This is a genomic window from Pediococcus damnosus, from assembly GCF_001437255.1.
Lineage (GTDB): Bacteria > Bacillota > Bacilli > Lactobacillales > Lactobacillaceae > Pediococcus > Pediococcus damnosus.
In genome coordinates, this window is the sequence record NZ_JQBD01000020.1 from 1 (window position 1) to 19,691 (window position 19,691).

Sequence of the window (19,691 nt, forward strand, 5' to 3'; positions counted from 1 at the left end):
TTCACCAATACCAGAAAGTGTAGATCCTTTTGATTTTCGTCCTTTTTTGAGTGAATCTAATTAATTCTCAAAAAATCCTTGTTTTTTTAAAACGGCCAATATTTGGAATCGCTTTTTAGGACTAACCTGCATGTCATGCAAAATGTGATGCCGGTAAGTTTCGGAACGATTGTTAGATCCACGCTGGGCATAGTAATCATGGATGGTTTGATCATAATCGTCTAGTAACTTTTGATCAGGTTCTTGATAATAGTTTTCAAAATGAACGGTCTTTAATGGCAGCCGTGGTTTCAAATCCGGTTTTTCATCGGGATATCCAATGGCGATTCCAAATACAGGAAAGGTTAATTTTGGCAAATGGAGGAGATCAATAACTTGTTGGGCATCATTTAGAATGCTACCTAAAATGACTGCTCCGAGACCCATACTTTCAGCAGCGGTCACAATGCTTTGACCAGCAAGCGTCGCGTCGTCAAAAGCAGCCAAGCTTCGATCACCATCATGAAGAAGCTGTGTACTAACTTTTGCCTCTTGACCAATAAATTCGTTTCGATGTTGGTCAGCGATCATAATAAACAGATGGCCACTACTTTTTGTGAATGGGTAAGTGGTGATTTCAGCGAGTTGTTTCTTCAGCTCGGGATCAGTCACACTGATTACGCTAAACTGTTGCATAAACATACTTGAAGAAGTGCGCTGGGCGGCATTTAATAGGGCCTGGATAGTATCTTGGGGTACTGGTTGATTTTTGAAATGGCGAATGGAACGGTGGTGCGTAAGTAAATGTAACGTTTCGTTGTTTTGCAAAATGATAATCTTCTTTCTATAAAACTAAAGTTTAAAAGTGAAAATAATCCGGAATCGGTGCAGTTACACATTTGGTTTGATTCGAGAATGGCAGTGGAAAGCCAATTTTCCAAGAATGTAAAGCTAGTCGTTCTCCCGGGTGATATTGAGGATTATACAACGGATCGCCAATCACAGGGTGTCCTAAACTCGCAAAATGGACCCGAATTTGATGGGTACGACCCGTTTGTAATTGAATTTCTAGCAAGGATTGGTGATCTGATTCTTTAAGAACTTTAAATTTGGTGACGGCCATGGCAGCTTGTGTGCCATTCACCACGCGTTGCCGTTTGTCGTATAGTGTTTCACCAATCGGTAGTGAAATTGTGCCATGTGCGTGCTGAAATTTACCTTGGACAACGGCCAAATAGGTTCGCTGCACCACTTTGGTTTTAATGAAACGATTATAAATAGGAATTAAAACGGGATTTTTTACTACTAGAATGGCACCACTCGTTTGTTGGTCCAAACGGTGAACATTATAAGGATGGCCATCTTTATTTTGTAAATAAGCAGCGAGGTGGTTCATTAAACTGCCAGTTTCATTAGGTTGATTGGAATGAGTTTTTACTCCCGCAGCTTTGTTGGCAATGATAAGGTCATTCGTTTCAAACAAAATTTGCAAATTCGCAGTACTATCCGGTAAGAAGCTCGGAGTGGGGGTTGAAAAGTTATGTGAGTCGAAGGTCAGTTCAATTTGATCATTTGGGACCAAAATGGTGTTCATAGGTTGATAATGATGATTCACCAAGACGGTTTTTTCCGTACGCAAAAAATGAACTTCCTTTTTGGAAAGGGCCCAATTTTTTTGAAGAAGCTGTCGTAAGGAAGTTTGTTGAAAATTATCTGGTAGGATGCGAGTATAAGTCCATTTCATAAAAATCACCCCAATACAAAAGGGCCATGCAAACCATTGTTTGTTGGCCCTTTAGTTTTGTAATTCTAAAGTTATTTAATTTCTTTTTCAGGTTTTACAACTAAAACATCGCAAACGGCATTTCGACTGACATAAGTAGCTACGGAGCCAACCATCAAACGTTCTAAGGCATTTAATCCGGTTGAACCAATCATAATTAATTCATTATGGTGATCCTTTGGAAACTCAGTTGCAATGACTGGTTTGGGGTTACCAAAACGAACATGGACACTTACGTCTTTTACGCCAGCATCTTCAGCTTGTTTCTTCAGTTCCGCTAAACGTTTTTGGACATCTTCTGATAGTTTATAGATAACGTCGCCACTAACGGCGCCCACATATGTGTCACTAAATTGGTTAACTTCAAGAACATTTAGAATATCAAGATGGGTGTCATTCCGTTTGGCAACTTCAATTGCCTTTTTTAAAACGGTATCTGTAACCTTTGAGCCATCAATTGGAGCTAAAATGTTTTTATATTGTTGTAACATGTTGCTCACCTTCCATTTCGTATGGGTTCCTATGAATACTATATCATTTTTTGAGAGAAATGTAAATGTTTTAGTTCAAAGTGAATGGAACAAATCGTTAAGGGCCATGAAAATAGGCGAGGTGGAAGCGGGATCGTATCCCGCTGGTAACCTTGTCTATTTTCATGACCCTGATTTGTGGAATTGTCCTAAGGCTCAGCGGAAAATTGCAGAACGGTGATGCGACGGAGGCGGGATCGCAATCCCATTGTAGTCGTGTCTATATTTATATCTCTGGTTTACCGAGCTGTCCTAGAATCTACAGGAAATAAAAAAGTGGTGCGAGGTGGAAGCGGGATCGTATCCCGCTGCGAGTTCTTGCGGCAGAACTGTGCCACAAGAATCGACAACGACCGAAGGAAAGAAGATTTTTGGCACGAAAATCATCAATAATCCGGAGTAGTAGTAACCTTGTTTATTTTCATGGCCCTGATTTGTGGAATTGTCCTAAGGCTCAGCGAAAAAAATTCCCCGGAACGGAAGGTAAAAGTTAAGAGTGAGCAAAAATACATTAACTAGAACTAATTGTTATACTTTTAGAAAGAATACGGTTACAATGTAGTTATGGATGATGGCGATACAAATACCGCCAGTAATTTTAAGGCGTCAGGCTAATTTCGATTAGTTTGGCGTTTTTTCTTGTTGAAATATAAATGTAGTTGTAACTTTTTATTGAGATGTTACACTATGTAAGTAAGCTTTAACCAATATTAGGACGGTGGTCAAATTGAAAATTAACTCAAGTGATTTACTTGAAAGTATTACAGGCGAAAAGATTGAAAGAGAAACATTTAAGATTACCAGTACAAAACTAAAAAAAGATCCTAATAATGCTTTAACTCCGGTTTTTAGTTATTTACAAAAGAGCCTAAAGAAACCGACTGCAGTGGAAGCCACGGTTACAATTAAAAAGGATGTTTTGTGTAAGTTTCAAACGAACATTATTAATTTACCCTACAATTATCCAAATAAAATAGAGCAATTAACAAATGCTGATACGGAATATGATCTTCAACTTTATGCAATTTTTGAAGCAGAAGATATTAATGCTTCTCATTTAAGAATTGATTTAATGGGAACAGTGGATGATTTTTTGGCCGGGGATGCAGATGTTTATAAAAATATTTCGGACTGGATGAAGTTACAATTTGAAAAATTAGAGCCAGATAAAACAAAACAGGAGTAAAGGTGTCTATGAGTCGTTTAGTTAAAATGTTATCCATGGCTGCGGTGCTGTTTCTCGCTGTTTTTTTAATCAGTTTGCGATTCCATCCAGCAGCCACTAATACGAAACAACAGAATTCTAATCAAGTTTCTGTTTCTAATTTGCCAAAGGAAAAGAAAACAAATTCGAAATCAAAGGCGAAAAAGAAACAGAAACGACCAGCTTATATGCGGGCCGTTAATTGGAAAAAGTCATCTGAAACTAAAGATTATCCAGACTTAAAGAAATATAAAAACGTCTGGATAAAAGTATCGATTGCCAAACAACGAGTTTATATTTTTAATAATAAAACCCGTTTATATACTATGTATGCGTCTACAGGTTCCAAGAGTTCCCCGACACCAACTGGGACTTATCATATTCAGGCTGAACGGGGGACCTTCTTTTATAATGCGAAGTCAAAGGAAGGTGCTAAGTATTATGTTTCGTGGAAGGATCATGGCGTTTACCTATTTCACACAGTTCCAACTAATGCGAAGGGGCAGTTTATTGTGAAAGAGGCCAAAAGGCTTGGTAAAGAGGCTAATTCGCACGGTTGTATAAGGTTAGCTGTTCCAGATGCTAAATGGTTGTATAACAATGTTCAAGAGGGGACAAAGGTTGTAATTCATTAGGAGTTAAGTCATGAAAAATAAAATTCGCGTATTTTTAAACAAAAAAAGAAAATGGTATTAAGATGCCGGAATCAGCATTCTGAGCCTTTTTCTCCTTTTAATTTTATATCGTCTTATCGGATACTTATTTACAAGAATTGTTTTTTTGAGTTGGCCTAAAATTATCAGTGTAACGGTTTTTTATGTGGTGATTCTGGTTGCTTGGCATAGTTGGGAGATTTATCAGGCAAAACACTAAGCCAATCTATTTTTGAAAGAGTAGTTGGAATATTTTTTTGACTAAACCTGGCAAAATTGCTAATAATAAGAAAATGAGGCTGAAATATTTTTGGACAAATGGCGTTGATCCTAAATAAAATCCAGCTAAACAGCAAGCACCAACCCAGATTAAAGCGCCAAGAAAATTTAGTTTGTTGAATTTTCGGAGACTCATATCAGAATTACCTGCGATGATGGGTACAAACAAGCCAATGAATGGAATGAAACGAGACAACAATAATGAGCTCTTTTCATTTCGATCAAAATATTGCTGAGTCTTTTCCATTTGATCTGACGACTGAATTTCTCGTGATAATTTGGAACGTTCATTTAAGGTTGCGCCCTGATGATACTTTATGTCGGCACCAATGGTCGCGGCGGCTAAAAAGACAATGAATAACCACACAACATTTAAGTCTGAGTGCGGACTAGCAGCAATGGTGCTGGTTAAGAACAGTACTGATTGTCCTGGTAAAAATGAAAAAATGACAAAAGCTGTTTCCAAAAAAATCCAAATAAATAAGAATAAATAAATCCAACCGTTTAATCTATCGGCTATTGGTACGATATAAGCCAATGGGTGTAATAAGAAATTAATGACTTCATTTAACATGATGGAACTCCATTCCCGTAAAAAGCTACCTTAATCATATAATGAAAATGCGTAAAAGACTAGGGTTGTGTTTGGAAGATAATGTTTGGTTAGTTATATGTGTGGCTAATTAAAGTTAGTCTCTTACGGTTAGTTACGATAATTAAACGTAAGTATACTTAATGTATTAATTTACCAATAGAAGAGTTCTTAATAATAATTACAGATGACATCTATCAATATTTAAAAGGCACTATGCTTACTGGAGTAGTTGGACACTTTGAAATTCAGCAAACATTTGGATTTAAGTCGGCAAGACTACGTAAAAAAACGAAAAGCTATCCAACTTACTCGTAAAATAATTTATCAGTGAAATAAAAATATATAAACTATGTCGGCGTACCCAATTCAACGCAGTTTTTGTTCATTAAATTTCAACTATTTTATAATTATCTTTATTAATGATGCTATGTGTCACATTTCCCTTGCATGATAATGAAAGGGTACAAAAAAAGAGCTATTACGAACCTACGAATAACCCTTTGTATCTTTTTAATAGTCTTTGCATAGCAAAACTAATATTCAGCATAATTAACATTTTTTGTTCCCTTTGGATCAATTGTAATTTTTGTATCCTTATTAACCTTGGTTACAAAAGCACCCTGATCATCATCATACAGGCCACCAAAGTATGTACCGTCAATCTTGGGAGAATGATATGGATTACCATCATATCCACATCTGTCGCCTTCCCAGATACCCCGGTATCCATCTGAGTTAAGCTCATCACTACGGCCGTCACTACCATCAAGCAGGTTACTAAATGTAATTTCTAGGTCATTACCATCTATACCTTCTTGAAAATTAGTTACCACTGGTGTGGAGGGCACCTTTATTTTGGCTTTTGCTAAAGCACTTCGATTAGATTGATAATCGCTTTTTGCCATTGCAATAACTTGTGCATCACTTTTCTTTGCCACATCTTTAATTGTACGAACTGTGTCCTTAAGTTTTGGATCACCGTTGGGGCTTTCATTCATACCATCAGTATATGGTACATACGAATAATCAGTTAATTTTCCATTCTTGGAAACTAATATTTCATCTATAATATACTTAGAATTTAGCTTGTTAGCGTCATATAAAGTCTGCTCTGCCATATACCAGACGTATGTCTTGTTTGAATTGATTGCTTTTGCTATGGCAAACTTGTTTGGAACAAATGAACCTTGCTGTGTAATAGATACTCTATTTTTTTTGCTACTACTGGAACTAGTTAAACATCCAGCTAATAACAAGATTCCCACTCCTGCAATAACCGTATCTATAACGAGTTGTTTAATTCTCATTTTTCACTCCTCCAAATATAATTGTAAAACCTGTTTTAACATACAGCGATTATATCAATACTAGATGACATAATGTGTCATTAGAAAAATTAAATTAGTAAATACTATTCACACAGTGAGGTAGAAAAAATTGGACAAAAAATTATTCAAAGTCATGAATAGTTTTCTTGATAGGCGTTAAATTTGGCATTTCATTGTGTTACATATGATTGTGTTTGCAAAAACGATAAACTGTGGTATTATAAATTTATGCGATGAGTCGAGTAAAAACCAGATAACTTCGGTTATTTCACTTACGAGTGGCTAGTGGTTTGCTTGGAACGGGATACTTTTCTTCCACCGGATTGTGTGGCGTATCTGATTGAACATGTGTGAACCGTGCGAGATCTATTTGAGAAATCAAGTACCGTTCAAAAAAGGTTGAGACATTAGTCTCAGCCTTTTTTTACGCCCTTTTATTGGATTAAGTAGACTTGATCATGAACTAAATCAAAATGAGAAAAATGGTGATTCAGTGTTTCAGTAGCCTTTGGCTTAACATAGTGTGCCCCTTGCCAAAATGGCTTGCTACCAGAACTACCTAGTTTTTCACCGATACATATGAGGATGACGTCAGGGTTAGTTTGGCGCATTTCTTGCAACAGTTGCCAATCAATTGGAATCCCATCAGGTGACCAGGACATAATGACAAACTTAACTTGATCTTGATATTTTTTCCAGGCTGCTAAAGCATCAAGCTTTTCAATTTTTGTGGCCGAGTGTTTTCCAGTTTCATTTTCTGCAATCCAACCTTTGCTGTCAGTCGCAAAAACTGGCTGTTTTAGTTCTTGTAAGCCTGCAGATATCGTGCCATTGCCGGCCATCACTTCAAGAGTTGGGGCACCATTGAGAAACTGTGCTAGATCTTTAATAAAGGGTGCGGAAATGTAAGCCCACATACCATAACGATCTTCTAAATAATCGCGATATGTTCGCAACAACTTATCTAGTTTTGGTAAAGCTGCTGAGTACTTATTCCACAATTTATCACCGGTAGAATCACCCATTGGATATTTTTTCAGAATGGTTTGAAAAATTGTGTCTTGAAAATCATCTGGAATTTGCAGTAAAGGCAATGATTGCGGAAGTAAATTCTGTGAAATTAAGCGATCACTCTCCAAAACGTTATGGGTTAAAAAAGTAACTTGGGGAAATTCTTGAAATAAGTCATCAAATTTTTTTATTTGTTGAATATAATCTGGTTCTTGCTCTTGTTTCTTGCCAATCCTGGCTTGATGCCGGAGCTTTTTTAATTTTTTAGAATTCAAACTATCAATCCATTCTGATTTTTTCGACCGCGGGGTAAGCTTATTTTTTATTGTCGTCTAGACCTAAGTCTAATTCTTCTTGTTGATCGTTTTCGTCGTGAATTGTACGACGCTTCTTACCATGCAAGTAACCTTCAATTAATTGAAATAAACCATAACGGTCTTCACTAGTAAGAAGCTTATGGTTGAAGGAAAGTTGTTTACCAGATAAGAATAGTTTTCCAAGGTCATATTCATCGTGGTCAGATTTTCCACTCAAATAATCCATGGTGACATCAAAATATTCGGCTAATTTCCGGATCTCAATATAAGAAGGCGTTCGAACGCCACGTTCCCAGTTGCCGATTTGAGAAGAAGTATTTGCCCGTTCATCAGATCCGGGATATTGTTTATTTAAATCCGCTGCCAATTGTTCCAAAGTGATGTTTTGGCCATGACGGAGTGCACGAAGTCTTTCAGGAAACATATGATTACTCCCTTTCTGTTATGTCAATTTTAGCATAACCACGCGCCGTTAAGTGAATTGAGTGGTGAATTTTGTCTTTTTTAGGTGAGACAGTTCTTTATATGTGTCACACCTGGATAAAAAAACGTTCAAGATGGGTAAAATAGGAGCCTCATAATGATTAGCGTAGATCACAGAGTTAGATATTTTATGTAAATTAAGGAATTGCAGAAGAATGTAAAGAAAAGCGTTATACTTTTCAAATCTAAGTGTGAGGGATGAGATTAGTGAAAAAGTTTTGGAAATGGTTTTTAATTATAATTGCTGCTTTAGTGGTGATCGATATTGGGGCGGCTTCGTATTTTTATCATGTGGCTGTAGTTCCTGGGCATAAAGATTTTTTGAGTAGTACAACGACTTTGAAGAAAAGTGATCCACTGTATCAGCAGAAGAGTTGGTATCAAAGGGTTCATAAACAAGTTTGGCATGAAAATTCTGCAACGGACAATTTAAAACTTGATGCTTATTACATTCCGGCGGCCCGTAAAAGTACCAAAACGGCGGTGATTGCCCATGGCTTTATGGATGACAAAACAAAAATGGGTGCTTCAGCGGCCATGTTTCATAAGATGGGCTATAACGTTTTAGTCCCAGATGATCGTGGTCAGGGGGATAGTCAAGGAAATTATATTGGTTTCGGTTGGCCTGATCGACTAGATTACATAAAATGGATGAACCTGTTACTTAAGCGCAATGGCCAGAATCAACAACTTGTCATGTATGGAGTCAGTATGGGTGGCGCCACAACGATGATGGTAAGTGGTGAGAAGAATGTTCCTAAGCAATTAAAAGCGTATGTTGAAGATTGCGGATACACGTCAGTTAATGACGAAATTACGTATGAGGCCAAAACGATGTACCATTTGCCATACTGGCCGCTCGTCCCATCTGTTAGTGGCATTACGCAGTTACGCGCTGGCTATAACTTTAAAGAGGCGAGTGCATTAAAGCAGGTGGCTAAAAATCATCGACCGATGCTGTTTATTCATGGAAGTAAGGATAAGTTTGTGCCGACAAGGATGGTTTATCCATTATATCGGGCGGATAAGGGGCCAAAACAACTTTTGATTGTAAAGGGTGCAGCTCACGCAAAATCGATGGCGACACAGCCAAAACTGTACACTAAAACAGTGGAAAAGTTCTTAGCTCAATATGTTAAATAGATAATTAAAATAGGATTGAAACTAGAAGACTTGTACGTATTCTTAGTTTCAATCCTATTTGTATTTTAATCATAAAGTTCATCATTTTGCATATAAACAAGTTCATCATTTGAAATCTGCTCATACAGAGCACTCGCAAGTTCCCTGGTAATTTTGTTTTCACTCAACTGATTTTGAACGAAGTTATATTCAAATTGAAATGCATTAATAAATAGTTCTTCTTGAATCTCATTGCTGTCACTATTATTTTGATAGCGGCGCTGACGTTCTCGATAATAACGTTGCACAATTGAGATGTCAGTTTTACTTTCCTTGTTAACTTTAGGGCTTCGTAGGTATTTAAAAATTTCTTGAGAGGTTTCGTCCTCAATTTGGGCAAGAAGTTCACGTCTACTCTTAAACTTTTTGGATAATGCTGGATTATGGGCAAATTGTTGCTGACGATTTTTAAGCTTTTTACCATGAGTAATTCGTTTGATGGTATAAACAAAACGATAAGAAATTTGAAGCCAGATACTGCGAAGAAGACTATTATCTAAATGAAAATCTCGGGTAAACATTGTGCGTTGATAGAGACGTCGATCTTTTTCGGTAATGTCACCATTCGCAACCATATCAGTGAGAACTTCATTCTCCACATCCCGGGTCTGAGCAAACAGCTGTTTTAAAATTCGTCTGTTCTTAACAACTTCGGGCCGATTTTGGCTATGAATCGTTGCAATTACGGCCTGAGTTTCTAGTGGGTTTTGGTTTAAATCTTTGATCTTTTTAATGGTGTAATTGATCATTTGTTTACGAGTTCTCTTGACGTCTGCTTGTGAGAAAGGCTGTTTTTGTTTTGGAAGCAAAATGGGCAAGATAATCGTTGGAACTAACATACTCAAAACGATTACCACGGCTGCAATGTATAAAATGTCATTTCGATAAGGAAATGTCACCCCGTGAAAGGTTAATGGTAACGAGAAGGCCATCGCTAATGTAATGGTTCCGTGAATGCCGCTAAGCGCGATAATCCAAGAGTTGGTATTCTTGTACGCAGGACGAACCCGAACCGTCGCTAAGCCGAAGCGAACCCATAGGTAACGTAAGACAGTCATGATGACATAAAGTAAGGCTGCTAATCCGGTTAAAAACAACAAAAACATGTTATTTCGATAGGAAATGTCAGAAATAACGGTTGGCAGCGAAACACCAAGTAAAACAAACACAAAACCATTTAAATTGTCGGCAAGGACTTCCCAAGTGGTATTTCCAACGACTTGAAGTTTGGTGGAGGTTAGGCGTAAACGGCCTTGCTGGACACCATGGACCAGCCCAGCGGCCACAACTGCTAAGATTCCAGAAACGTGAATGGCTTCGGCAACAAAGTAGACCAAAAATGGTGTTAATATACCAAGCGTTACAATGACTGAAGAATTATCCATTCGATGATTAATTAAAAATGTTCGTAAAGAAACTAATAAGCTTCCAAGAACAAGGCCCAAGAAAAGCCCACCGATAAAGACATATAAGAAATCAAAAAAGCCATATGTAAAAGAAAACTTTCCTGTGGTAAATGCTTGTAAAGCTAAGTCGAAGATCACGATTCCAGATGCATCATTAAAAAGAGATTCGTTTTTTAAAGTTTCCATAGCCTGTTCAGGCATTGCAATGTTTGCAGTGACAGAAGAAACGGCAACGGCATCGGTTGGGGTAATAATGGCAGCTAGTGCAAACGCCAAGGGTAAGGCTAGTTCACTGAGTGCTAAATGGGCCACTACCCCGACAATACTGATTGTGACGAGTGCTAACCCGACGGCCAGCGAGAAGGTTGTTGACATAGAACGACGTAAGGCTCGCATATTGGTATTTAGACCTTCGTAGAACATCAATGGCGCCAAAACGGCTAACATAAAAAGTTCAGGATTCATTGTGTAATGGCGATAAAAAGGAACCACAAAGGCCATTAATAGGCCCATTGCAATTTCGATAAAAGCCAGTGGAACTTGTGTAACTTTGCTGGCAATTACATTGGAAATGAGCACAGCGACCACAAGAATTAAAACTAGAATCACAACTTCCATAATGTTCACTCCTAAAAATTAATCTATTTCTAGTTTACCATAGCGTTCTCAAAATAATTGTGGTCAACGGTCTGTTCATCAAAAATAGCCCTTGCAAACAAAACCAAATTTTGGTTTATTTACAAGAGCCCGAAAATAGTTAAATTTAGTTTTCAGCAAAAAGTTTAGTAAGATAATCCATAAAGCGTGCTAAATATTTATCTTGATCAACCGTTAACGCAACGGTAACATTTGGATTCTTATCTGTAAGGCGTGCGGGATCGCCAATGGTTCGGCCCCACATTTCTTTTGTTGTATCCACGAACATGTTAAGATCCAGAGTTGAAACTAAAGATGGGTCTAATGCGACGCCAACTGCCAATGGATCATGAAGTGCACAGCCATGTAAATGCGGGCTGGTGATCTTGTAAACATCGATATAATAGTCAACAATGTCTGCAAACTTTTTACCAGCTTCAGTTTTTAATGACCGCCACTGGGCAGTTTCATTTTTCGTTAGCAGGGTTCGTAAGGTGACGTCTAAGCCAACCATGGTAATATTGAGGTGGCTTTCAAAGACTTGATCAGCAGCATGTGGATCCTGATTAATGTTAGCCTCTGCAACGGGAGAAACATTTCCGGGAACGGTTAATGCGCCACCCATGAGAGTGACATTACCGATTTCGTCTTGAATCTGGGGAGCAAGTTTTAAAGCTTTTGCTAAATTAGTTAGGGGACCAGTTGGCACGACGGTTAAATCTTTACCATAACTATGGGCTGATTGAATTAAAAAATCTACCGCAGATTCAGTTTCTGGTTCGCGTTTTGGGGTTGGCAATGGGACTTCGCCAATACCGTTTTTACCGTGAATTTGGGCACTAATCGGCATAACATCAAAATGAGTAGTCGTTGAGGAATGAGATTCACCAAGGTAAACTGGGACATCTGAATGCCCTAACAATTCAAGAATTTTCAAACTATTCTGAGCGGATAATGGTGTTAAAACATTTCCGTATGAGGCGATGATTCCGATTAAATCAACATCTAGAGCTGCTACTGCATAGGCGATGGCCATTGCATCATCAATACCAGTATCTAAATCTAAGATCATTTTACGTGTTGCCATGAGAAGTCTCCCAAATTTTATTGTTATTAGTTTAATCATACGAAACAATGGTGATAAATACAATTGTTGAAACGGATAATAAATCGTTTCATTCCGGTTTTAGCGCTTGGGCCGTGTGAGGTTCGCTGCCAAGCTAACTTTTTTCTGAGAGAAAAAAGTGGATCTTGTCAGTCTCCCATGTAACTAAGCAAAAATCGCTAAGTTACATTTTCACACTCTTGCGCTAAAACCTCCATTGCACTAAATAGGTATTGAGTGATTTTGAAGAGTTTTATATTCTTAACTAAAGAGGGATTACTATGGCAAGTTATATTAAGTGGATTAGAAGTAAAGTTGGACATCAGAAAATTATATTAAACTTTTCTGCAGGAATTTTAAGTGACAATGCAAATGCGATTCTATTACAAAAACGTAGTGATGAAAATAAATGGGGATTACCTGGTGGGGCGCTGGAGGTAGGAGAATCTGCTTATGGAGCTTTAAAGAGAGAATTTAAAGAAGAAACTGGTTTGAATATACAACCTTCAAAGTTATTAGGAATGTATTCAAAATACTTTGACTCTTATCCTAATGGTGATACTGCCCAGACTGTCACATCGTTATTTGAAGTGGGTTTGAAATCCGGTAAACAGGAGTATTCTATTGATAGTTCAGAAACATTAGATTTACGTTTCTTTTCAAGAGATAAAATTTTGCAAATTAAAATAGTGAACCAACAACATAAAGATATGATAAATGACTTTTTTGAGCAATATTATCCGATTGATAGATGAGTATAAAGGTACAATAGGTGAATAAGGACTTAGCCCAAAAGAAAAGAGAGTGCTTTTTTGAAAAAGTTAATAAAACTATATTTAAAAGCATATTTAATTGGGCTATTGTATTTCGTTATCATTTTTTTGTTCTCTCATTTAAAAAATACCAATGGTTTTCAAAATGAAATAGTAATTTGGGATTGGGTAAATCTGTTTAATTTAATCTTTTTTTACCCTTGGGCTTTTTATTTCAGTCAGGTAAAATTAAAGAAGGGTAAACAAAATCAAAAGAACAAAAGTTTTGTGCGTAGGTCTTTTGAAAAGAATGGCGAAAGTTTTGCTCAAATTCAGTACGCACCAGCCTGGAGTACGCACGGAAGTGATGATTTTCTTTTTAGCATGATTGGTTCTTTGTTTAAGTACTTTTTTATCTATCTAATTGCACCAATCCTAGGCATATTTGGGGCATTTACTTATTACCAAATTAAACAGTTATCTTCAAAAAAGAAAGAAGGATAAACGTGTCTGAAATTTATGACATTACAATTATCGGTGGTGGCCCAGCTGGGATGTTTGCTGGCTTTTATAGTGGGTTACGCGGAGCCAAAGTTCAAATTATCGAAAGCCTTTCGCAATTAGGTGGCCAGGTCAGTGCACTTTATCCTGAAAAATATATTCATGATGTGGCGGGATTTATGGGAATAAAGGCTACTGATCTCATTGATCACCTTCAAAAACAAGTAGAACAGTTACCAATTGATATTCGTTTAAACGAGATAGTCACTAATTTAAGTCAGCAGAAAAGTGACTTTGAAATTACGACTAATCGGGGTAACTATCAATCAAAAGCGGTAATTGTGGCAACCGGTGTGGGTGCCTTTAGTCCGCGACGGTTAGCGGTAGAAGGTGCAGACAAGCTAGAAAATAAGCACGTTTTTTACACAATTCCTGATCCAGAACGCTTTCGGGATAAGACCGTCTTGATTGCGGGTGGCGGAGATTCAGCTATCGATACTGCTTTGATGCTTGAAAAGGTTGCTAAACACGTTTATTTGATGCACAGACGCAGTCAATTCCGCGGGATGGAACATAGTGTCAAGCTTCTAGAACAGTCCACTGTTGAACTATTAACGCCTTATTTATTAAAACAAATTGAATTAGCTGATGATCAGTTGTTATTAACGATGAAAGAGGTCAAAGGGGAGCACCTTCTCCAAAAACAAGTGGATGATGTAGTTGTGAATTATGGGTTTATTTCGAATAATAAAACCATTCGGCAATGGGATATCCAGCCCGAACAACAACACCGCATGTTTACGGTCGATCGCCAAATGAAAACTAATGTTCCGTTAGTTTATGCAATTGGGGATGGCGTGGATTATGATGGCAAGCTAGATTTGATTGCGACAGCTTTTGCGGAAGGACCAATGGCAGTGAGTGCAATTATGAAGGAACTTTATCCAGATCGACGAGGTCCCTTGCATAGTACATCCATGGAATTATAGACAAAATAAAAATTCTAGTTTTTTAAGCGATAATCGCCTGAAAAACTAGAATTTTTTATTAGATATTTCGATTTAATTTAGTTACCAGAAGTAGAGTCTGGATTTGTGATTTCGATTCGATTACTCTTCGATTTTGAATGAGTTGCTTCAGGAGCATCTGTCTTATACAGATCTTCAAGTGAACGATCGCGGTTCTTAGAGTACATTGAGGTTGATTTCAACCCTAATTTCTTTTGAATAGCGAGCTCTTTCTGCAGACCGTCTGAATAATTATAATTTGCAGAATTAACCTTCTTGAAACCTTTAGGTGTATAGAAACGAAGCAAGTTCTTCTCGTTTAAAGAGTCAGACATAGTAAGTTGCGTTGTCGCCGCTTTTTGATCTTTGGTAATTTGTTTTTTCAGGGCCCCAGTTGGCGTTACAATTTGGCCAGTTGCATTGTTATAAATGGTCCCACCGACTGAAGAATAATTTGGCGTAATGAAATCTTGATTTCGGAAAGCCACCACTTGATCATGCTGAGAAGAGAAAAGATCCGTCCCAAACTGCATGTAAGGTTTTGAATTAATGCCTACCAAATGAAGTAAGGTTGGTAGCACATCAATTTCGCCACCATACTGTTTCTGAATTCCACCGTTTTTAGCTCCGGGAACGTGGATCATAAACGGAACTCTTTGCAGTTGGGTGTCATCCCAGTCGTCCCAATTATCAGCAGGGTCATTACCATATGAAGAAAAATGGCTAGGATCCTGACTAAATGTCTTAGCCAAATCTTTATTTGCAGAATCAGAAATTCCATAATGATCTCCGTATAAAACAATCACAGAGTTATCATAAAGCCCTGATTTCTTTAGAAAAGCAAAGAATTCTTTGACTGATTGATCAAGGTAATTAGCAGTTCGGAAATAATTATTAACCGAAGTGTTTCCGGTATTTGGTACTTTAAAATTAGAATCTTCCTTATCTAAATCAAAAGGAAAATGGTTAGAAACGGTGATGTACTTGGCATAAAATGGTTGTTGCAAAGTCTGTAAGTACTTAATTGAGTCCTTAAATAAAAGCTTATCTTTGAGACCATAACCAGTTGCCTTATCACCTGAAGTATCATAATAACTGGCAGAGAAGAAATATTGGTAACCCATATTTTTGTAAACATTATTACGGTTCCAGAAGCTAGCCACATTACCATGGAAAACGGCGGATGAATAGCCTTGTTTCTGTTTTAAGATGGCTGGAGCTGCTTGGAACGTCTGATCGCTACCAAGTTGGGCAAACAACGAACCCTGGGGTAATCCAAATGTTCCAGTTTCCAGCATGTTTTCAGCATCACTTGTTTTTCCTTGGCCAACTTGGTTAAAGAAATTAGAAAACGAGTAGGTACTCTTGCTGTGATAGAGACTATTTAAAAATGGTGTGACAGTTTGGCCCTCAATTTTGTCATCAATTAAAAATTGTTGGAAACTTTCGAGATGAATTATGATGATATTTTTGCCTTTGGCCTCACCATAATATTTTTTATTAGGTTTGGCATAATGGCCATGCACATATTTTTCAACGTTCTTTAATTCACTCTTGGTTGCACTGGAACGCATTTTACTTGTTTGTTCAGTTTTGGCACCATCGTAGACTGTAAAAGTGTCAATCCCCAAATATTTAACGATGTAAGATCTGTCAAAAGTTCTCGTAATCAGTTGTGGACGGTCGATTTCAGCAAATAATAAATTAAATCCGAAAAGTAAGGCAGAAAGTGATGTCACTTGGAAACCAATTCTTTTTGGGAGTGGATTTTGGTCCATTTTAATTTTGCGCATCAGCATTAAGACTAAAATGATGACGATATCTAGCCAAAACAGTAAATCATGAGGCTCAGTTAAGGCGAGGGAGCTACCGCTTAATCCTTGATTGACTTTGGAATACCCTAGCATTGTATTGATTGTCATAAAATCGGTGAATTCACGATAGTAAATAACGTTTAAATAAAGCAATAGCGTATTACCAAAATCAATTAATAAGATCAAGGGGTAAAAGATTTTGGCCTTTTTGACGTAAAGCGCCAGTCCAAACAATAAAAAGGTGGTTGCCAATGGATTAATTAAAAGGATAAACCATTGATAAATGCCTGTAACGCCTAGAGAAAAATCGGCGAAATAAGCAAGAAGTGTTTTCAACCAAAAAAGAAATACTAATAAAAAGAAGAATCCCATTCGGGTGTTAATTCTTGCGATAAACCGTTTCATAATTAAATTGCTGACCTTCCCGTGTAAATTTTTGTTTTAAGTTTTGTACTAATTCATAAATACAAATATAGAGTACATTTTAACATAACTTTATTAAGCAAATTCTTAAATTTAAGTTCAGTTTGCCTGTGCAAGGGGAAAAAGGATTATAATTCAAAATAAAAAGGAAACTATGAATAGGTGATTATATGAAAATTAAGTCAGCATATGGAAACAACGGGACTGTTTATGAAGATGGTATGGAAATAAGAAAATCTGTATTTATTGAAGAACAAAATATTGATCCTTCAATTGAACAAGATGAAAATGAAAGTCGTTGCCGCTACTATGTAGGATATGTGAATCAAGCACCCGTGACGACAGCCAGAGTGATGCGAACAGATGAAGGAACTTTAGTGCAACGAGTTTGTACAATAAAAGCATTTCGGCATCAAGGACTGTCTTCACAGATTCTTCAAGCAATTGAAAAGGATGCTAAAGGCAGTCAAAGCAAGGCGGTTTGGTTATTTGCTCAAGACCAAGCGCAAAAATTCTATTTAAATAATGGTTATACAGTCGTTGGTGATAAAATTATGGAGGCGGGAATCCCACATCATAAGATGGTTAAAGAGTTTTAGAGAAATGAGTAAATTAATTAAAAGTGAATTGAGATGAATATATTGTGAGTAAAATTAAACCCAAACATCAAGTGAGCTGGATCACGATCCTATTAGTTTTAATCCTTGGTGGAGTTTTATGTTTTCTGACGCAACACGACGCATTGTTGTATAAAGCACCAGTTGCGCAAGTGACTCATGTTACAGATCAGAAGCGTATTTCTCAAGTGGATAATTTTCACAATCATGATTTTGAACAACAGCAAATTCTTACCGTTCGTATTTTGAATGGAAAAAATCGTGGCAAAGTATTGCGAGTACAAAATACATTTTCGGCATCCAACGCAATGGATCAACCGTATCGGAAAAATCAGCAAGTATTTTTGCATCTTCAAAGGGGTTCCAAAAAACAGCTTCAAGGAACGATTACAGATATGAAACGTGATACCGTCATTGTGTTTCTAAGTTGGTTAGCAATTAGTCTCTTGCTGTTAACGATGAAATTCAGTGGGTTTATGGCTTTGATGAGTGTGCTATTAAACGGTGTTTTGTTCTTTTTGGCCATTAAGTTAGATGTGTATCTGCAAGCAACCAATGTTTTAACTATTTTTAGTGTTTTAGCATTTGTATTTGCGGGCCTCACACTATTTTTGGTGCTCGGTAAAACTAAACAAATGCTTGTGACCTTTGGAGCTACAATATTAGGGACAGTCGGATCAGTGGTAATCACCCTGATTGTTTTTGCCGTCACCCATGAACAGGGACTCCATTTTGAAACGATGGAATATGTGACACAAAATCCGGAAACGGTTTTTTTGGCTGAAACAATTCTAGGGTCCCTTGGGGCTGTTATGGATGAATCAACAGATATTATTTCTAGTTTATTTGCGCTTCATCGTGAGACACCAAACTTAACGCGATGGCAATTGTTCCGTTCAGGCCGTGAAATTGGTAAGTCAATCATGGGACCATTAATCAATGTTTTATTTTTGATTTTTATGGCTGACACGTTTGGCATGATGGTTCTATATTTGAGAAATGGAAATAGTTGGGCGTATTCTTTTACGATGAATATGTCGTTAGGGATGGTTCAAAGCTTGGTAAGTGGCATTGGGATTGTTTTGGCAATTCCAGCTGCTAGTTGGTTTGCCAGCAGCATTCTAAAAAGAGGTGATCGGGCTTGAATACTATTTCAGTTTTGATCCTCATTTTGTTTATACTTATGTTGCTTGTTGGTGGTAAACAAGGTTTAAAATCATTTTTAAGTTTAGCAATCAACTTTTCTGTTATTTTTATGACGGTGGTTTTAATCGGATTAGATTTTCCAATTATCGGCGTTACGTTGTTAAATGCAACAATTATTTTGGCGGTAACGATTTATTTGGGAGATGATGACCCGGTTACAACAGAAACAGCATTTTATGGATCAATGTTGGTGATGGTTGTGATTGTGATCCTTATCATTCCGGTTGAACATTGGGCTACTGTTCAAGGTTTTGGAAATGAAAATACCGAAGATTTGGAAGGACTGTCGTTATTAGTTGGCATCAAATTCTTGGACGTTAGCATTGCAACCACAATTTTGAGTAGTTTGGGAGCTATAGCTGAAGCCGCAATGGCGATTTCAGCAGGATTAGGAGAAATTCTAACTCAGAATCCTGATATAGCGGCTCAACAACTCTTTAAAGATGGAATGGGGATTGGCAAGCAAATTATTGGGACAACCTTTAATACGTTGTTTTTTGGCTTCTTTGGTGGCTTTTTAGGGCTGTTCATTTGGTTTGAACGTTTAAGTTATACGTTTGGAGAACTTTTAAATAATAAAATCTTTGTGTCAGAACTCTTGATGATTTTGATTTCGTTTATTGGGGTTATTTTAACGATTCCGATCACAACGTGGGTGATGCGGATAAAAGTCAGCCGAAAAAGTCGTGTCCGTAAGTAAATAAATTAGTAACTAAAGGTTGAAAGTACAAAATCGCATCCAATTGCTTGATACAAAAACATTCATGGAAACAAAACTAGATTGAATTGCCGTCTTACAGCAATTCGGGCCGGAACGTAGTGCGACTTCTTGCGGCTAACTTTGCCACAAGAATCGACAGCGTATGGAGCATAGCGGGTT

Annotated in this window: 19 protein-coding genes; 9 read left to right on the forward strand and 10 right to left on the reverse strand. The window is 37.3% G+C overall.

From position 1 onward, the window contains the following. Positions 1-60 precede the first annotated feature (60 nt). From IV84_RS04085 to IV84_RS04095, 3 genes are all read right to left on the reverse strand, one after another. Positions 61-807, reverse strand: a complete 747-nt coding sequence (locus IV84_RS04085; protein ID WP_056986150.1) for an NADPH-dependent oxidoreductase — start codon at positions 805-807, stop codon at positions 61-63. A 31-nt stretch (positions 808-838) separates the two neighbouring features. Next, positions 839-1,723: an RluA family pseudouridine synthase gene (locus tag IV84_RS04090; RefSeq protein ID WP_046870755.1), complete on the reverse strand. Its 885-nt coding sequence runs from the start codon at positions 1,721-1,723 to the stop codon at positions 839-841. Positions 1,724-1,794: 71 nt separating this feature from the next. Continuing rightward, positions 1,795-2,253, reverse strand: a complete 459-nt coding sequence (locus tag IV84_RS04095) for a universal stress protein (protein ID WP_056986151.1) — start codon at positions 2,251-2,253, stop codon at positions 1,795-1,797. 766 nt (positions 2,254-3,019) lie between these two features. On the opposite strand from IV84_RS04095, the gene IV84_RS04105 reads away from it, so the two are divergent. Next, positions 3,020-3,478, forward strand: coding sequence for a hypothetical protein (locus IV84_RS04105; protein ID WP_046870752.1), 459 nt, complete (start codon positions 3,020-3,022; stop codon positions 3,476-3,478). Between the two features lie 8 nt (positions 3,479-3,486). Further along, the gene (locus IV84_RS04110) at positions 3,487-4,131 is read left to right on the forward strand and encodes a L,D-transpeptidase (protein WP_046870751.1); all 645 of its coding nucleotides are present in this window, start codon (positions 3,487-3,489) and stop codon (positions 4,129-4,131) included. 244 nt (positions 4,132-4,375) lie between these two features. On the opposite strand, the gene IV84_RS04115 is transcribed toward IV84_RS04110, so the two are convergent. The 4 genes from IV84_RS04115 to IV84_RS04130 form a co-directional block, all read right to left on the reverse strand. Then, positions 4,376-5,002: a VTT domain-containing protein gene (locus IV84_RS04115; RefSeq protein WP_046870750.1), complete on the reverse strand. Its 627-nt coding sequence runs from the start codon at positions 5,000-5,002 to the stop codon at positions 4,376-4,378. 554 nt (positions 5,003-5,556) lie between these two features. After that, positions 5,557-6,330 (reverse strand): hypothetical protein, encoded by a 774-nt coding sequence (locus tag IV84_RS04120; protein ID WP_056986153.1) that lies wholly within the window; start codon positions 6,328-6,330, stop codon positions 5,557-5,559. Between the two features lie 455 nt (positions 6,331-6,785). Further along, on the reverse strand, positions 6,786-7,637 hold the full coding sequence (locus IV84_RS04125; protein ID WP_046870748.1) for a hypothetical protein: 852 nt from the start codon (positions 7,635-7,637) through the stop codon (positions 6,786-6,788). Positions 7,638-7,677: 40 nt separating this feature from the next. Further along, positions 7,678-8,103 carry a helix-turn-helix domain-containing protein gene (locus IV84_RS04130; RefSeq protein ID WP_046870747.1) on the reverse strand — a complete coding sequence of 142 codons (426 nt, stop codon included), beginning with the start codon at positions 8,101-8,103 and terminating at the stop codon, positions 7,678-7,680. Between the two features lie 266 nt (positions 8,104-8,369). On the opposite strand from IV84_RS04130, the gene IV84_RS04135 reads away from it, so the two are divergent. Beyond that, on the forward strand, positions 8,370-9,305 hold the full coding sequence (locus tag IV84_RS04135; RefSeq protein ID WP_046870746.1) for an alpha/beta hydrolase: 936 nt from the start codon (positions 8,370-8,372) through the stop codon (positions 9,303-9,305). 65 nt (positions 9,306-9,370) lie between these two features. On the opposite strand, the gene IV84_RS04140 is transcribed toward IV84_RS04135, so the two are convergent. Further along, positions 9,371-11,368 carry a cation:proton antiporter gene (locus IV84_RS04140; RefSeq protein ID WP_046870745.1) on the reverse strand — a complete coding sequence of 666 codons (1,998 nt, stop codon included), beginning with the start codon at positions 11,366-11,368 and terminating at the stop codon, positions 9,371-9,373. A gap of 145 nt (positions 11,369-11,513) precedes the next feature. After that, on the reverse strand, positions 11,514-12,473 hold the full coding sequence (locus IV84_RS04145) for a nucleoside hydrolase (protein ID WP_056986154.1): 960 nt from the start codon (positions 12,471-12,473) through the stop codon (positions 11,514-11,516). Positions 12,474-12,772: 299 nt separating this feature from the next. On the opposite strand from IV84_RS04145, the gene IV84_RS04150 reads away from it, so the two are divergent. From IV84_RS04150 to IV84_RS04160, 3 genes are read left to right on the forward strand one after another with little or no spacing between them, the layout of a single operon-like run. After that, complete coding sequence (locus tag IV84_RS04150) at positions 12,773-13,246, forward strand: NUDIX hydrolase (RefSeq protein ID WP_046870743.1); 474 nt, start codon at positions 12,773-12,775, stop codon at positions 13,244-13,246. Positions 13,247-13,303: 57 nt separating this feature from the next. Continuing rightward, a complete protein-coding gene (locus IV84_RS04155) occupies positions 13,304-13,747 on the forward strand; it encodes a hypothetical protein (protein WP_046870742.1) in 444 nt (147 codons plus the stop codon). A 2-nt stretch (positions 13,748-13,749) separates the two neighbouring features. Beyond that, a complete protein-coding gene (locus IV84_RS04160) occupies positions 13,750-14,733 on the forward strand; it encodes an NAD(P)/FAD-dependent oxidoreductase (RefSeq protein WP_046870741.1) in 984 nt (327 codons plus the stop codon). A gap of 77 nt (positions 14,734-14,810) precedes the next feature. Here the strand turns inward: IV84_RS04160 and IV84_RS04165 are convergent, their stop codons facing one another. Then, positions 14,811-16,970 (reverse strand): LTA synthase family protein, encoded by a 2,160-nt coding sequence (locus IV84_RS04165; protein ID WP_046870740.1) that lies wholly within the window; start codon positions 16,968-16,970, stop codon positions 14,811-14,813. Between the two features lie 188 nt (positions 16,971-17,158). Between IV84_RS04165 and IV84_RS04170 the strand changes: the two genes are divergently transcribed. From IV84_RS04170 to IV84_RS04180, 3 genes are read left to right on the forward strand one after another with little or no spacing between them, the layout of a single operon-like run. Beyond that, on the forward strand, positions 17,159-17,587 hold the full coding sequence (locus IV84_RS04170) for a GNAT family N-acetyltransferase (protein WP_046870739.1): 429 nt from the start codon (positions 17,159-17,161) through the stop codon (positions 17,585-17,587). A gap of 44 nt (positions 17,588-17,631) precedes the next feature. Then, complete coding sequence (locus IV84_RS04175) at positions 17,632-18,750, forward strand: YibE/F family protein (RefSeq protein WP_100077854.1); 1,119 nt, start codon at positions 17,632-17,634, stop codon at positions 18,748-18,750. Beyond that, positions 18,747-19,511, forward strand: coding sequence for a YibE/F family protein (locus tag IV84_RS04180; RefSeq protein WP_046870737.1), 765 nt, complete (start codon positions 18,747-18,749; stop codon positions 19,509-19,511). Before IV84_RS04175 ends, IV84_RS04180 begins: the two co-directional genes overlap by 4 nt. The last annotated feature ends 180 nt before the right edge of the window (positions 19,512-19,691 follow it).